Source organism: Cupriavidus sp. DL-D2 (assembly GCF_039710735.1).
In the GTDB taxonomy this organism is placed as follows: domain Bacteria; phylum Pseudomonadota; class Gammaproteobacteria; order Burkholderiales; family Burkholderiaceae; genus Cupriavidus.
Genome location: NZ_JBDKXK010000015.1, coordinates 141527 through 155566, shown reverse-complemented (window position 1 = coordinate 155566; position 14040 = coordinate 141527). Strand labels below are relative to the sequence as shown.

The window sequence follows — 14040 nt, the reverse complement described above, 5'->3', positions numbered from 1 at the left end:
TTTGCTGTCGGCTACACCCCCAACCTGAAAACACTCACCGACCTTTCCATCCTTTCCGCCTGCTCTCGCAGCGCCTGCGCGGCTGCCGCGGCTTCTTCCACCAGTGCGGCGTTCTGCTGCGTCACCTGATCCATCTGCGTCACCGCCTGATTGACCTGTGCGATGCCGCTGCTTTGCTCGTGCGAGGCGCGGCTGATGTCGTCCATCACCGATGTCACGCGCTGCACCGCCGTTACCACGTTGCCGATGGTGGAAGCCGCATCGATGGCCAGTGCCGTGCCACTTGCTATGCGATCCGCTGACTGCGAGATCAGCAAACGAATCTCTTTCGCCGAGTTCGCCGCGCGTTGCGCCAGCGTGCGCACTTCCCCCGCCACCACGGCAAAGCCCCGCCCCGCTTCCCCTGCGCGCGCGGCTTCCACAGCAGCATTCAACGCCAGGATATTGGTCTGGAAAGCAATGCTGTCGATGACCGCGATGATGTCGACGATGCGGCGCGAATCGGTCTCGATGTCCGTCATGGTCTCCTGCATGCGGGACACGGCGTGCCCGCCTTCTGTTGCAATGCGCACGGCATCGCCCGCCAGTGCCATGGCTTCCGTAGCATTGCCCGCGTTCTGCTGCACGATCGAGGTCAGCTCCTCCATGCTCGCCGCCGTCTGCTCCAGCGACGATGCCTGTTCCTCGGTGCGCTGCGACAAGTCCGTATTGCCTTGTGCAATCTGTTCGGCTGCCACCAGCACGTTCTCGGCGCCTTCTTTCGTCTCACCGATGAGGCCGCGCCACGACGCCACCAGTGCCATCAGGTGCCGCTTCACATCGCTGAATTCATCGCGCCCGTGCGCATCGATATGCACGCTCAGGTCGCCATCGTGAATACGGGCCACCAGATGCGCCACGTCATGCACGTCGTCGCGCATGCCTCGGCTGAAACCGGCGAACAGGTACAGCGCGCCGCCCACGGTCATCGCCGCCACCACGATCAATGCCGCCAACTTTCGCTTGTGCGCGGCGATCCGTTCTTCGAGCATCTCGCCGGCCAGTGACGTGAATTCCCGATTGACCGCCGAGACGGCATCGATGGCGGCCGTACCTTCTGCGAAATACGTCTTGGCATCGATGTTGATTCCGCTCGACCCCAGCATGTTCACTTTGAGCGTGCGATAGAAGTTGTCCATCGCCGCCAGTTGCTTGCCCGCAGCCTCCACGCGGCCACGATAGGCGGGCGTGTCGACCAGCACGCGCGCGATGTCGCGGCGCACGGTCTCCAGTCCATCCTGGATCTGTTCGGCCAGCGCAGCCAATTCGGCCTGCTGCGCGGCATCGGAGTAGCCACCTTGCGCGATGATGCCCGCGCCACGCCCGCGCGCCAGCGCACCCAACTCCGCCAGCTTGGGCATCGGGCCCACCATGAGGTTGATCAGGTAATAGGAGCCTGCCTCCGGATCGAGCGCGAGTGTCGAGTGGTCGGCCACGTCACCGATAAACAGCCGCGTGTGCTTGACCAGCGTGGTATGGCGCTCGAACAGCGGACCGGCAGGCGTATCGAGTCCGAGCTTGCGGATCTGCTGCCATGCCTCGTCGAGCTTCTTCGCATCGGGCACCACGTCGAACGCGGTCACTGTTGATGCGTCGGCGAGCAGCGCGGAAAGATGCTGCGCGGCCTTGCCATCGGCAGCATCGAACGTAGCCTTGAAGCTGGTGTTGCCGAGCAGCACGCCATTGGCCGCGCCACGACGCACCTGCGTCTCGCGCATGAAATCGAGTGCCTGCGAGACGAGCTTCAATCCGAGTACTTCATTACGCGTATCGCGCATCGACTGCACGGACTGCTGCATCACGGCGAACAGTGCGCCGCACAGTGGAATCAGGAACAGCACGGACAACAGCACCAGCTTGCGCGTGATGGTCAGGCGTGCCATCAACCGTACGGCAGGAGTCAGGAAAGCGGCCACGATGGTCCTTTGGAGAGGTGTCTTTTTTTGCGAGTCTGGTGATAGGTCCCAATGCTCGCTGTATCGACGCCAATCCGCAGAAATAAAGCGGTTTTCCTGGCTATTTCCCGTTATTTTTCATGCCGCACAAAGGCAGTGCGAACGGCGCACGATGACGGTGCGCCGCGCACGTTTTTCGCGCGAGCTTTCACGCGAGTTTCCACCCGTGCCTCAGGCCGTGGCGCCACCATCCACGCCAATCGTCTGCCCGGAGATATAGCGTCCTGCCGGCGAGGCCAGCAGTACTGCAAGGCCCGCTACATCGCTGGCTTCGGCAATGCGTCGCAACGGAATCCCTGCGGACAGCATCTTTTCGCGCTCGGGGTCGCCCCACAGCGCGTCGCGCGAAAAGTCCGTGCGAACCGGCCCCGGGTTGATGCTGTTCACGTTGATGTTGTACGGCCCGAGCGTCTGCGCGAGATTGCGCATGGCCAGATCCGTCGCACCCTTCGAGATGCTGTACAGCGCCAGCATGGCCGAGCCACGTCGGGCGGCAATGCTCGACATGAACAGGATCGAGCCATCGCGCCGCTCGATCATCTGTGGCGCCAGCGCGTTCACGAGCACGAGATTGCCGCGCACGTTACCGGCCATCACTTCATCGAAGGCTTCCGGCCCCTGATCGAGCATCGAGCCGACAGCCGCGGAGCCGGCAGCGTTGAGCACCAGCGCATCCACCCGGCCGAACTTCGCGAGCACGTCTTTCGCAAAGGCGCGCACGCTGTCGGTGTCGACGATATCGCACGCAATGCCTGTGGCGTCGATACCTTCCTCGCCCAGCCGCGCCGCCACCTGCGCAGAGACCGCGGCATCGCGCCCCGACACCACCACGCGAGCGCCGGCTTGCCCCAGTGCGCGCGCCATTTCGAGGCCCATGCCTTTGGTTGAGCCAGTGACAACGGCCACGCGGCCGGACATATCGAACAGTTTGAACATGACAGGTTTTCCTCGAGAGTGATGGAAGTCGTACAGCCACAACATGAATGCCGATCGCCTTATACATGATGACCGTCATTTATTGCTTAAATTATGGTTGTCATCTAAACTGCGGTCAAGGTCAATTTTGCGGATCGCACGGAGCAGGGAGTCAACATGGCGCGCGCATCACGAGTCGTCGCAGAACAGCATAGGACAGCCATCGAGAAGGCATCGGCCCGATTATTCAGGCAGCACGGCCTGCATGGCGTATCGGTGGCGCAGGTCATGGCCGAAGCCGGACTCACGCATGGCGGCTTCTATGGACACTTTGCGTCGAAGGATGAACTCGCAGCCGTAGGATGTGCGCGCGCGTTCACAGATGCGAATGCGCGCTGGCAGGAAACCGTGGCGCAGGCGAGCGATTCGGCCACCGCACGGCATGAACTGGTGAGCCGCTACCTCAGCGAAGCGCATCGCGATGCGGCTGGACACGGCTGTCCCGCCTCCGCACTCGCCATCGATGTCGCGCGCGAACCGGCGGGCAAGCCCGTGCACGAGGCCTATGTCGATGGCATCGGCCAATTGCTCGATACGTGGAAGACGACGGCAGAACACCCCGGCCCCGAAGCCGATCGCATGGCGCTCGTACAGATGGCGACGCTGGTGGGTGCGATCACGCTGGCGCGTGCCACGGCTGGCCATGCGATTTCCGACGACATCCTCGATGCCGCACGCCGTTGGCTGACCGATGTCCCTTCCCACAACACCGTCGCCTGATTTTTCACCTCCCACTTCTCAGATAACGCCCCATGTTCGCGCAAGCCTTCTCCCGCCAGCTGGACCGGCGCGGTATCCACTACGCGTGGATCGTCGCCGCCATCACGTTCTGCGTGATGCTCACTACCTCCGCCGCGCTCGGTCTGCCCGGCGCCTTCCTGAAACCCATGAGTACCGAGATGGGGTGGAGCACGGACAAGGTCTCCTCGATCCTGGCGTTCCGCTTTGCGTTGTTCGGCATCATGGCACCGTTCTCGGCCATCCTGATGGAGCGCTTCGGCGTGCGCAACGTGGTGTGTGCCGCGCTCGCACTGATCGCGGGCGGCATGGCGCTGGCAACAGTCTCCACGGAACTCTGGCAACTGTTTGTGGCGTGGGGCCTGATGCTCGGCGTAGGTTCGGGACTCACCGCACTGGTGCTGGCCGCCGTAGTGGCCAATCGCTGGTTCACCGCGCGGCGCGGGCTGGTGATCGGCGTGCTGACAGCCAGCTCCGCAACAGGACAACTGGCCTTCCTGCCCGTGGCCGCCTGGCTCATCGAACATATGGGATGGCGCGTGGCCGTGCTGCCGGTGCTGGTAGCCTGCGCTGCGCTGGCCTTCGTCGTGTTCGGCTTCATGCGCAGCCGTCCGTCCGATGTAGGTCTGGTGGCGTTTGGCGACCTGCCGGGCACAGTGCCCGCTGCGCCGGCCCCTGCTGCTCCGCTCTCGTGGCGCGGACCGTTCACGGTGCTGCGCGACGCTGCGCGCACGCAGACGTTCTGGATTCTCGCCGGTACGTTCTTCATCTGCGGCCTCTCGACCAACGGCCTGATCCAGACGCACTTCATCTCGCTGTGCGCGGACTACGGCATGTCCGCAGTGCCCGCCGCCTCGGCACTGGCCATGATGGGCGCGTTCGACTTCGTCGGCACCATCCTCTCCGGCTGGCTTTCGGATCGCTACGACAGCCGCAAGCTGCTGTTCTGGTACTACGGGCTGCGCGGCTTGTCGCTGTTCTGGCTGCCGCATTCGGAATTCACGCTCTACGGCCTGTCGATCTTCGCGATGTTCTACGGTCTCGACTGGATCGCGACGGTGCCGCCAACGATCAAGCTGGCGGCCACCACGTTTGGCCGCGAGCGCGCGCCGATGGTCTTTGGCTGGATCTTCGCCGCCCACCAGATCGGCGCGGCAACAGCGGCCTTTGGTGCAGGGATGTCGCGCACGTTCTGGCTCACCTATTCCCCGGCGCTCTACATTGCTGGCACGGCTTGTCTGCTGGCCGCACTGCTGGCGCTGATGGTGCGCCGGCCCGCGCAGCAGCCTGCGCCGCAACCGGCCCAGGCGTGATCCATCGCTAGCGTTCGGCGCTCACCGCCACGAACGCGTCGATCAGTGCGGCAGCAGGTGCGCGTTTAAGCGCCGACTGCCGCACCAGCACCCCGATCTCCCGCACCAGCGGCGCGCCCGGCATCGCGATCTCGACGATGCCAGGCGTCTGCCGCAACGGCACCAGCGCCGAAGGAATGATTGCGCAGCCCAACCCCTCGGCCACCATCTGCAGGATCACGGCGGGTTCGTCCAGTTCCATGCCCTCGCGCACCCAGTAGCGGTGGCGCTTCAGATAGCGGTCCACCAGTTGGCCACCCGTGGAGTGACGGTTGTAGCGGATGAACGGCACGGTCTCCAGCACCGTCTTCAAATCGCCGGTTGTTCCCATTGGCGCCACGGCGACGAACGGTTCCTGAATCAGCGTCACCCACTTCAATTCCTGCGGAATGCCCAGGCGTGGCTTGACCAGCACCGCGATGTCGAGTTCGCGCGCATCCACCTGCGTGAGCAGTTGCGTGGACATGCCCGGCACGATGTTCACGTGCGTATCGGGATGCGCCATGCGGAAGCGCTGCATCGCACGCGGCAACAACGTGGACTGCACCGTGGATACCGCGCCCAGATCCAGCGGCGCCAGGTCCTGTTGCGAGCGCGCGCCCTTCATCGATTCGTAGATCGATACCAGACGGGCCACCTCCGGCAGCCTCTGCCGCCCCTCCTCGCTCAGCGTCACCGATTTACCCGACCGGTCGAACAACGTGCAGCCGAGATCCTCCTCCAACCGGCGGATCTGCGTGCTTACCGCCGATTGGGTCAGGCCCAGACGCGCACCCGCTGCGGAAAACGAACTGGTCTCGGCGGCAGTGAGAAAGGTCTTGAAATAGCGGATCACGGGGAGGAAGGGATGAAAGAACTGCGGAACACGGTCGAAACCAAGCATCGAGATTTTCGATACTCAGCCAAGAAATGATTCGTTTCATATTACGAGTCTTGCTGATTACAATCAACGACACCCAACCCGTACCCCATACAAGAGACCACGCCATGAGCGCCATGCCCCTGTTCCACCTCGCCTTTCCCGTTCACGACCTTGCGGCCGCGCGCCAGTTCTACGGCGATCTGCTTGGCTGTCCGGAAGGCCGCAGTTCCGATGCCTGGGTCGATTTCGATTTCTACGGTCATCAGGTCGTGGCGCATCTCTCGCCCGACGAGTGCGGCCATCGCGCCACCAGCGCCGTGGATGGCGACAACGTTCCGGTGCGGCATTTCGGCGCGATCCTGTCGATGACGCAGTGGGAGCAACTAGCCGAAAAGCTGCGCGCTGCCGGCACGAAGTTCGTGATCGAACCGCATGTGCGCTTCAAGGGACAAGTGGGCGAGCAGGCAACGATGTTCTTCCTCGATCCGTCGGGCAATGCACTGGAATTCAAGGCGTTCGGCGACCTGAGCCAGGTGTTTGCGAAGTAAAGCCCCGCAACCCTGCTCCATCGTTTTTTCTTTAGTTTCAGCAAGTTAGCGCTCTGATCGAGCCAATATCCGGCCGATCTAGAGCGCTTCCTCCACCTTGTACATCGGAATTTCTCCAAATTCTCCTTGCGTATCTATCTAGTAGTAGATAATATTAGAGCCATGGACGACGCACTGCGGTAGCAAAAAAGCCAAAAGCGCGACGCGCCACGCAATACAGGTTGTTTGTTGTCAGTACCGGGAGCCGGTCTTTTTTTAGGAACGCTTCTCTATCTAGCAGTAGATAGCAGTTAGCAGGGACCGACGGATTGCCACACAGAAATCGGCCGCGACGAGCCTCCACACAAACCGGAGCGTCGGGCCAAAGCCAGGAGAGCATCATGACCGCCACCAAGACCCTGATCACCGCCGCCGCCCTCGCCGCCGCTTTCGTTGCAGGCGCTGCGCAAGCCGCCCCCGCCGCCCAGAAGGCTGGCGAAGTCTACGGTTACAGCTATCGCGTACAAGACAGCCGCAGCGCCTTCACCGATGGCGCACGCACCGGCAAGTTCGATTCGTTCACCGAAGGCGCACGCGTTGGCAAGGCTGACCCGTACACCGATGGCGCAAAGATCGGCAAGTTCGACCCGTACACCGATGGTGCCCGCACCGTGGCCGGCCTGGACCGGACCGGTGTCTCGGCTGAACCGTCGCGCACCTTCGACCCGTACACCGACGGTGCCAAGGCTGCTCCGTTCGACCCGTACAGCGGTGGTGCCCGCACCGTCGCCGGCCTGGATCGCACTGGCGTCTCTTCCGAACCGCAACGCAGCGTTGACGTCTACACCGACGGCGCGCTGGCCTGACCCCGCACCGGCGGCCGCCCTCCTGCGCAGTAACCAGGGCGGCCACCGGGCCAGACATACGGAGTTTCCATCATGAACTTGCGTGACGGCGCCCTGATCGTGGGCGGATGGGTGTTGCTGTGCTTCGGGACCGGAGCGTTGTATTCACTCGTCGCGCAGTCGTTGTCCATTTAGCCACGAGGACAGCGGCGAAACTGGAGGGTCCGCGGCTCACGAGGCCAAGGACAGATGTCATGAAAACGCAATCCACGCAAGCCGCGCAGTCCGTGCGCGACCAGTTGCTCGAGCATGCCTCCGTGCTGATCCGGCAACGCGGTTACAACGGATTCAGCTATCGCGACCTGGCGGAACTGGTGGGTGTGAAGACGTCGAGTATTCATTACCACTTTCCCGCCAAGGACGATCTGGTGCAGGAAGTGGTGAAGCTGTACCGCGAACGTTCGCAGGCCCGACTGTCCGCCATCGACCCGGCACTGTCGCTCTGTGAGCAGGCGTGGCAGTACATCCGCCCGCTGCGCAACGACATCGAGCTGAACCAGATCTGCCTGGCTGGCATGCTGTCCGCCGAAGTGCTGGCGTTGCCCGATGCCATCCGCATCCCGCTGCAGGCGCACTACCGCATGCACGAGGAATGGATTGCCCGCCTGCTGCGCCGCGCCGAGATTGAACGTGGCGAGCCGTATCCGGTGCCGCCGATGGCATTGGCCAGTGTGCTGTATGGCGCGATCCAGAACGGGATCATCACGGCGCGGATGTCGGGTTCGACCGATCGGCTGGATGCCGCGGCAGACATGCTGATGGGCGCCGTGGGTGGCTCGATGCATGAAGTGCGCGCACATGAGGCACGCGAGGCATTCGAGGCTGTGCCGGCCTGAAAGGTCGATTAGTGGCCGATTGAACAATTTCTGTGGCCCCTGACCCGTAGTCAGGTTCAGGTGCCCGACGTCCGCCGTCCCGCTCTCGCGGTGGACGTCCCTGTTTTCTCCGACGCCGGGATTTTCCCGGCGGTTTTTTTTGGTGCGGCCTGTTTGGTAGCGACCTTCTTTGCGGCAACCTTCTTTGCTGCGACCTTCTTTGCTGCGACCTTCTTTGCTGCGACCTTCTTTGCCACGCCCCTGCCGGTATCGATCACCACCCACGTCGGTGCATGATCGCTCGCCTTTTCTTCGCCGCGCACCCATCGGTCCACGCCTGCATCGTGCAGTTGCACACCCGGCCCCAGCAGCAGGTGGTCGATACGCAGCCCTGAGTTGGTTTGCCAGTGCTGGCGGAAGTAGTCCCAGAAGGTGTAGATGCGCTCGTCCGGATGCTGCGTGCGCAGCGCATCGACCCATCCTTGTGCCAGCAGACGCCGATAGCACTCTCGGCTCTCGGGTTGCAGCAGCGCGTCCTTGAGCCACGAGCGCGTGTTGTAGATATCGTCATCGGTCGGCACGACGTTGAAATCCCCGGCGATCACTACTGGATGGCCGCTGTCGTACAGCGTCTGCGCATGGGCGATCAATCGCTCGAACCACGCCAGCTTGTAGTCGAACTTGGGACCGGGCTGCGGGTTGCCGTTGGGCAAGTAGAGGCAGGCCACCAGCACGCCTTCGATGGCGGCTTCGAGATAGCGGCTCTGGGTATCGGGATCAGCGCCACCCTCGCCACCCGGCAAACCCCGCCGTACCTCCACAGGATCAACGCCACGCGCCAGGATCGCCACGCCATTCCACGATTTCTGCCCATGCCAGATCGCGCCATAACCGGCCGCGCGGATCTCGTCGATGGGGAAGCCTTCGTCCACGGTCTTGAGTTCCTGCAGGCAGGCCACGTCGGGCTTCTCGCGCTCCAGCCATTTGAGCAACGCGGCCAGGCGCGTGCGCACACCGTTGATGTTGAACGTGGCGATCTTCATCGAAGTCATCGGCGGGGCTCCAGTCCAGTCGAACGTGGTGTTCATCATAAATTCCCGCGTGAAGATTTCCTGTCGGTGTCCGATCACTGTATATTCATACAGTCCTTCGATCCTTCGGCGATTTGCGCCTTGTCCGACACCTCCCCCACTCCTGTCATCGAAACGCCCCGGTATACGGTAGCCGTGCGCACGTTATGCGAATTCACGGCCAAGGCGGGCGATCTCGACTTGCGTTTCACACCCTCGCCCACCTCACAGGAAGGCGTGGCCGGACATGGCGTGGTCACGAGCCGGCGCGGCTCGGGCTATGAGTCCGAGGTATCGCTGGCGGGCGAGTTTGAAGGCTTGCGCGTGCGGGGCCGCGCCGATGGCTACGATCCGGTGGCCAATCGCGTGGAGGAAATCAAGACGGTGCGCGGCGAGAAGATCGAGATCCCGGAGAATCATCAGGCGCTGCACTGGGCGCAGGCCAAGATCTACGGCTGGCTGCTGTGTGAATCGCGCAATCTCGAAAAGATCGAAGTGGCGCTGGTCTATTTCGACATCGTGAGCCAGCGCGAGCGCATGCTGAAGGCGCGATTCGATGCGGCCACGTTGCGCGAATTTTTCGAGGATAGCTGCCGGCGCTTCAAGGTCTGGGCCGAACGCGAACTCGCGCATCGCAGTGCGCGCGATACGGGGTTGCAGGCGCTGGCGTTTCCGCATGGCACGTTTCGCGAAGGGCAGCGGCTGCTGGCCGAATCGGTCTACAAGGCCAACGTCTCCGCGCGCACGCTGCTGGCACAGGCGCCCACTGGCATCGGCAAGTCCATCGGCACCGTGTTCCCGGCGCTCAAGGCCATGCCGACGCAGCGCATCGACAAGCTATTCTTTCTTTCGGCACGTTCTACCGGTCGCGCGGTGGCTTTGCACGCTACGGCGCAATTGCGCCGCAACGCTACCGATACTCCGCTGCGTGTGCTGGAACTGACGGCGCGCGACAAGACTTGCGAGCATCCCGATCTCGCCTGCCATGGGGAATCGTGTCCGCTGGCGCAGGGGTTCTACGATCGGCTGCCCGCCGCACGCGAAGCGGCGAGTCACGCGCCGTTGCTCGATCGTCAGACCACGCGCGACATTGCACGCGCGCATCAGGTGTGTCCGTACTACCTCGCCCAGGAAATGATTCGCTGGAGCGATCTGGTGGTGGCGGACTACAACTACTATTTCGATCGCAGCGCACTGCTGTTCGCGCTGACGGTGATGAACGAATGGCGCGTGAGCGTGCTGGTGGATGAAGCGCACAACCTCGTGGATCGTGGGCGCGCGATGTACACATCCACGCTGGATCATGCGGCGTTTCGTGGCGTGCGACTGTCCGCACCGGCGGTGCTGAAGAAGCCGATGGATCGCGTGTATCGGCAATGGAATGCGCTGGCGAAATCCAGCGAGGCCGAGTACGAGACACGCGACGAGGAGCCCGCAGCGTTCGTCGAGGCGCTGGTGCAGCTTTGCACGGCGATCATCGACGACATGAGCGAGCATCCGCAGCGGCATGATGCCCTGCTTGAGCGCTTCTATTTCGATGCCATGCACTTCCTGCGTCTGGCCGAGCAACTGACCGAGTACGGCGGCAAGCATTCGCTGTTCGATATCACGCGCACACCGCGTCTGCGTGCAGGGGTGGATGCATCGCTATGCGTGCGTAACCTGTTGCCCGCGCCCTACCTCGCCACGCGTTTTGGCGCGGCGCACTCCACCACGTTGTTCTCGGCCACGCTGCAACCCGCTGATTACTACGGGAATCTGCTGGGCCTGCCGGATAGCGCGGTGTGGGTCGAGGTGCCATCGCCGTTTCGTGCGGAGCAGTTGGACGTGCATGTGGCGCGGCATATCTCCACGCGTTATGCACAGCGGCAACGGTCATTGCCTGCCATTGTCGCGTTGATGGCCGCGCAGTTTGCGCAGCGGCCCGGCAACTACCTGGCGTTCTTCAGCAGCCACGACTATCTGCAGCAGGCGGCGGCTCTGCTGGCGGAAGGTCATCCGGATATTCCGACCTGGGCTCAGGCACGCGGCATGAACGAGGCCGGCCAGTCGGCTTTTCTGGATGCATTTGTGGCGGGTGGCCGAGGCATCGGCTTTGCGGTGTTGGGCGGCGTGTTTTCCGAAGGCGTGGACTTGCCCGGCGACCGCCTGATTGGCGCGTTCGTGGCGACGCTGGGCTTGCCGCAGGTGAACCCGATTAACGAGCAATTGCGTGATCGGATGGAGAAAGCGTTCGGGCAGGGATATGACTACGCGTATCTGTATCCGGGGCTGCGCAAGGTGGTGCAGGCCGCGGGGCGGGTGATTCGCACGCAGGAGGATCGCGGGGTCGTGTGGCTGATCGACGATCGGTATGGGAGGTCGGAGGTGAAGGAATTGCTGCCGGGGTGGTGGGAGATTTCGGCGGGGCCGAACTTGCAACGGCATGCAGGTTCTGACACCCGAAGCTATGCGCTCCCCTCTCCCGCCCCGGCGGGAGAGGGGTGGGGGTGAGGGCGGGGCGTCGCTATGTCGAAGCGTTGTTCGCGCTTGAGACGCCGGCCCTCACCCCTAGCCCCTCTCCCGCAAGCGGGAGAGGGGAACAAACCGTGCGGGAGCGATACGTGTTTTCGCCACCACTGGCAAAATGCCCCCAAACACCCAAGGACCCACCCCATGCCCATGACCACCACCTTCGCCGCCACCGAACCCAAGCGTGCCGACATCGATTCCCGTCCCGGTTCGCTCGTCATTGAATTCGGCACGCCGTGGTGCGGTTTCTGCCAACGCGCGCAGCCGCTGATCGAAACCGCGTTCCGCGAGCATGCCGACCTTGATCACATCAAGGTGGAAGATGGCAGTGGACGTCCGCTGGGCCGCTCGTTCCGCGTGAAGCTCTGGCCTACGCTCATCTTCATGCGCGATGGTCAGGAAGTGGCGCGGCTTGTGCGCCCGGAGTCGGCCAGTGACATCGCCGATGCCATGGCGAAACTCGGCTAGATATCCAGCGGCATCGCACTCGTGCATTTGATTTCGTCGAGGCACACGCTCGACTTCACGCCGCTCACGCCGGGGATGCGCATCAACGTATCGAGCAAAAAGTCTGACAGCGACTTCAGATCCTTCGCTACCACCTTCAGCACGTAGTCGATATCGCCGGTCACGGAGAAACACTCCTGGATCTGCGCGAGCTCCGCCACCAGTCCCTTGAACTTGGACAGGTCGCGAATATGGCCGCGCTCCATCGTCACGTGGATGAACGCTGTCACGCCAAACCCCAGCGCCGCGCTATCGAGCCGGGCCTCGTAGCGCTTGATGATGCCGCTTTCCTCCAGGCGGCGATGACGTCGCAATGTCTGGGCCGGCGACAGGTTGATCGCCTCGGCCAGTTCCAGATTGGACACACGGCCATGTTCCTGCAGCATGCCAAGCAAGCGCCGGTCGGTGCGGTCGAGGTCGTTTTGCTGCATTTTCATTTCCTGAGGAGTGAGTGCGGCGAAATTTTATCTCACATCCAAGGGTTTCCCTGCGGCCTTTACGAAATCCTATTTAGCGCGGCGAGTTCTACAATTTCTCCACGTTGCAGCGCGCCGCAAGCGTCGCCCAAAGCACCTGAGAAAGCCGCCTGGCTTTACTACGATTTCACCCCACACTCGCCCCCGAGCGCACCGACCATGGCCGATCTCTTTGAAAACCCGATGCAACTGCAAGGCTTCGAGTTCGTCGAATTCGCCTCGCCCACGCCTAACGTGCTGGAGCCGTTGTTCGAAAAGATGGGCTTCACCCTCGTGGCCCGCCACCGTTCCAAGGACGTGCTGCTGTTCCGCCAGGGCGACATCAACTTCATCGTCAACAACGAGCCGCACAGCGAAGCGGCCTATTTCGCCGCCGAGCACGGCCCGAGCGCCTGCGGCATGGCCTTCCGTGTGAAGGATTCGCACAAGGCGTACAACCGCGCGCTGATGCTGGGCGCCCAGCCGATCGAGATCGCCACGGGTCCGATGGAACTGCGTCTGCCTGCCATCAAGGGCATTGGTGGTGCGCCGCTGTACCTGATCGACCGTTTCGAAGATGGCAAGTCGATCTATGACATCGACTTCGAATTCATCGAAGGTGTGGACCGTCGTCCAAAGGGTCACGGCCTCAAGCTCGTGGATCACCTGACGCACAACGTCTACCGTGGCCGCATGGCGTACTGGGCGAACTTCTACGAACGCCTGTTCAACTTCCGCGAGATCCGCTACTTCGACATCCAGGGCGAGTACACCGGCCTGACCTCCAAGGCGATGACCGCGCCGGACGGCATGATCCGCATTCCGCTGAACGAGGAATCGTCGAAGGGTGCCGGCCAGATCGAAGAATTCCTGATGGCGTTCAATGGCGAAGGCATCCAGCACATCGCCTTCCTGGTGGACGACCTGATCGAAGTCATCGACAGCCTGCAACTGTCGGGCGTGGAACTGATGACCGCGCCGAACGACTACTACTACGAGGCACTGGACACCCGCCTGCCCGGCCACAACCAACCGGTGGATCAACTCAAGGCGCGCGGCATCCTGGTGGATGGCACCACCGAGAACGGCAAGCCCCGTCTGCTGCTGCAGATTTTCTCGAAAGGTGTGCTCGGTCCCGTGTTCTTCGAGTTCATCCAGCGCGCCGGTGACGATGGCTTCGGCGAAGGCAACTTCAAGGCGCTGTTCGAGTCACTCGAACGCGACCAGATCGAACGCGGCACGCTGAAAGTGTGACGCCGGCGCCCGGATTCCCGTCCGGGTCGCCCTAAACCCCTGCTTTTCCAACCGTGTACCGGTATCCTCTCGGGC

General features: G+C 62.7%; 13 protein-coding genes. 8 read left to right on the top strand and 5 right to left on the bottom strand.

What is annotated here, in order from left to right; all coding sequences use genetic code 11:
- Positions 1-11: 11 nt before the first annotated feature.
- Both ABDB81_RS11905 and ABDB81_RS11900 read right to left on the bottom strand, forming a co-directional pair.
- Complete coding sequence (locus tag ABDB81_RS11905; RefSeq protein ID WP_346811260.1) at positions 12-1955, bottom strand: methyl-accepting chemotaxis protein; 1944 nt, start codon at positions 1953-1955, stop codon at positions 12-14.
- A gap of 210 nt (positions 1956-2165) precedes the next feature.
- On the bottom strand, positions 2166-2930 hold the full coding sequence (locus tag ABDB81_RS11900; protein WP_346811258.1) for an SDR family oxidoreductase: 765 nt from the start codon (positions 2928-2930) through the stop codon (positions 2166-2168).
- Between the two features lie 156 nt (positions 2931-3086).
- Between ABDB81_RS11900 and ABDB81_RS11895 the strand changes: the two genes are divergently transcribed.
- Together ABDB81_RS11895 and ABDB81_RS11890 are read left to right on the top strand one after the other, a co-directional pair.
- Positions 3087-3689: a TetR/AcrR family transcriptional regulator gene (locus ABDB81_RS11895; RefSeq protein WP_137928454.1), complete on the top strand. Its 603-nt coding sequence runs from the start codon at positions 3087-3089 to the stop codon at positions 3687-3689.
- Between the two features lie 32 nt (positions 3690-3721).
- The gene (locus ABDB81_RS11890) at positions 3722-5020 is read left to right on the top strand and encodes an MFS transporter (RefSeq protein ID WP_160473514.1); all 1299 of its coding nucleotides are present in this window, start codon (positions 3722-3724) and stop codon (positions 5018-5020) included.
- A gap of 7 nt (positions 5021-5027) precedes the next feature.
- Here the strand turns inward: ABDB81_RS11890 and ABDB81_RS11885 are convergent, their stop codons facing one another.
- On the bottom strand, positions 5028-5894 hold the full coding sequence (locus ABDB81_RS11885) for a LysR family transcriptional regulator (protein ID WP_137928461.1): 867 nt from the start codon (positions 5892-5894) through the stop codon (positions 5028-5030).
- Positions 5895-6046: 152 nt separating this feature from the next.
- Between ABDB81_RS11885 and ABDB81_RS11880 the strand changes: the two genes are divergently transcribed.
- From ABDB81_RS11880 to ABDB81_RS11870, 3 genes are all read left to right on the top strand, one after another.
- Entirely contained in the window at positions 6047-6469 is a 423-nt protein-coding gene (locus tag ABDB81_RS11880) for a VOC family protein (RefSeq protein ID WP_137928456.1), read from the top strand.
- 380 nt (positions 6470-6849) lie between these two features.
- On the top strand, positions 6850-7314 hold the full coding sequence (locus tag ABDB81_RS11875) for a copper resistance protein CopQ (RefSeq protein WP_137928457.1): 465 nt from the start codon (positions 6850-6852) through the stop codon (positions 7312-7314).
- A 233-nt stretch (positions 7315-7547) separates the two neighbouring features.
- Positions 7548-8189 (top strand): TetR/AcrR family transcriptional regulator, encoded by a 642-nt coding sequence (locus ABDB81_RS11870; protein WP_137928458.1) that lies wholly within the window; start codon positions 7548-7550, stop codon positions 8187-8189.
- 56 nt (positions 8190-8245) lie between these two features.
- On the opposite strand, the gene xth is transcribed toward ABDB81_RS11870, so the two are convergent.
- Positions 8246-9220, bottom strand: coding sequence for an exodeoxyribonuclease III (xth, locus tag ABDB81_RS11865; RefSeq protein WP_346811254.1), 975 nt, complete (start codon positions 9218-9220; stop codon positions 8246-8248).
- A gap of 120 nt (positions 9221-9340) precedes the next feature.
- Between xth and ABDB81_RS11860 the strand changes: the two genes are divergently transcribed.
- On the top strand, positions 9341-11731 hold the full coding sequence (locus ABDB81_RS11860; RefSeq protein WP_346811253.1) for an ATP-dependent DNA helicase: 2391 nt from the start codon (positions 9341-9343) through the stop codon (positions 11729-11731).
- Between the two features lie 162 nt (positions 11732-11893).
- On the top strand, positions 11894-12217 hold the full coding sequence (locus ABDB81_RS11855; protein WP_346811251.1) for a thioredoxin family protein: 324 nt from the start codon (positions 11894-11896) through the stop codon (positions 12215-12217).
- Here the strand turns inward: ABDB81_RS11855 and ABDB81_RS11850 are convergent.
- A complete protein-coding gene (locus ABDB81_RS11850; protein WP_137928399.1) occupies positions 12214-12687 on the bottom strand; it encodes an Lrp/AsnC family transcriptional regulator in 474 nt (157 codons plus the stop codon). The two genes, ABDB81_RS11855 and ABDB81_RS11850, sit on opposite strands and share 4 nt — an antisense overlap.
- Positions 12688-12891: 204 nt before the next feature.
- Here ABDB81_RS11850 and hppD point away from each other — a divergent pair, with 204 nt between their 5' ends.
- Positions 12892-13965: a 4-hydroxyphenylpyruvate dioxygenase gene (hppD, locus tag ABDB81_RS11845; RefSeq protein WP_137928400.1), complete on the top strand. Its 1074-nt coding sequence runs from the start codon at positions 12892-12894 to the stop codon at positions 13963-13965.
- Positions 13966-14040: the final 75 nt, after the last annotated feature.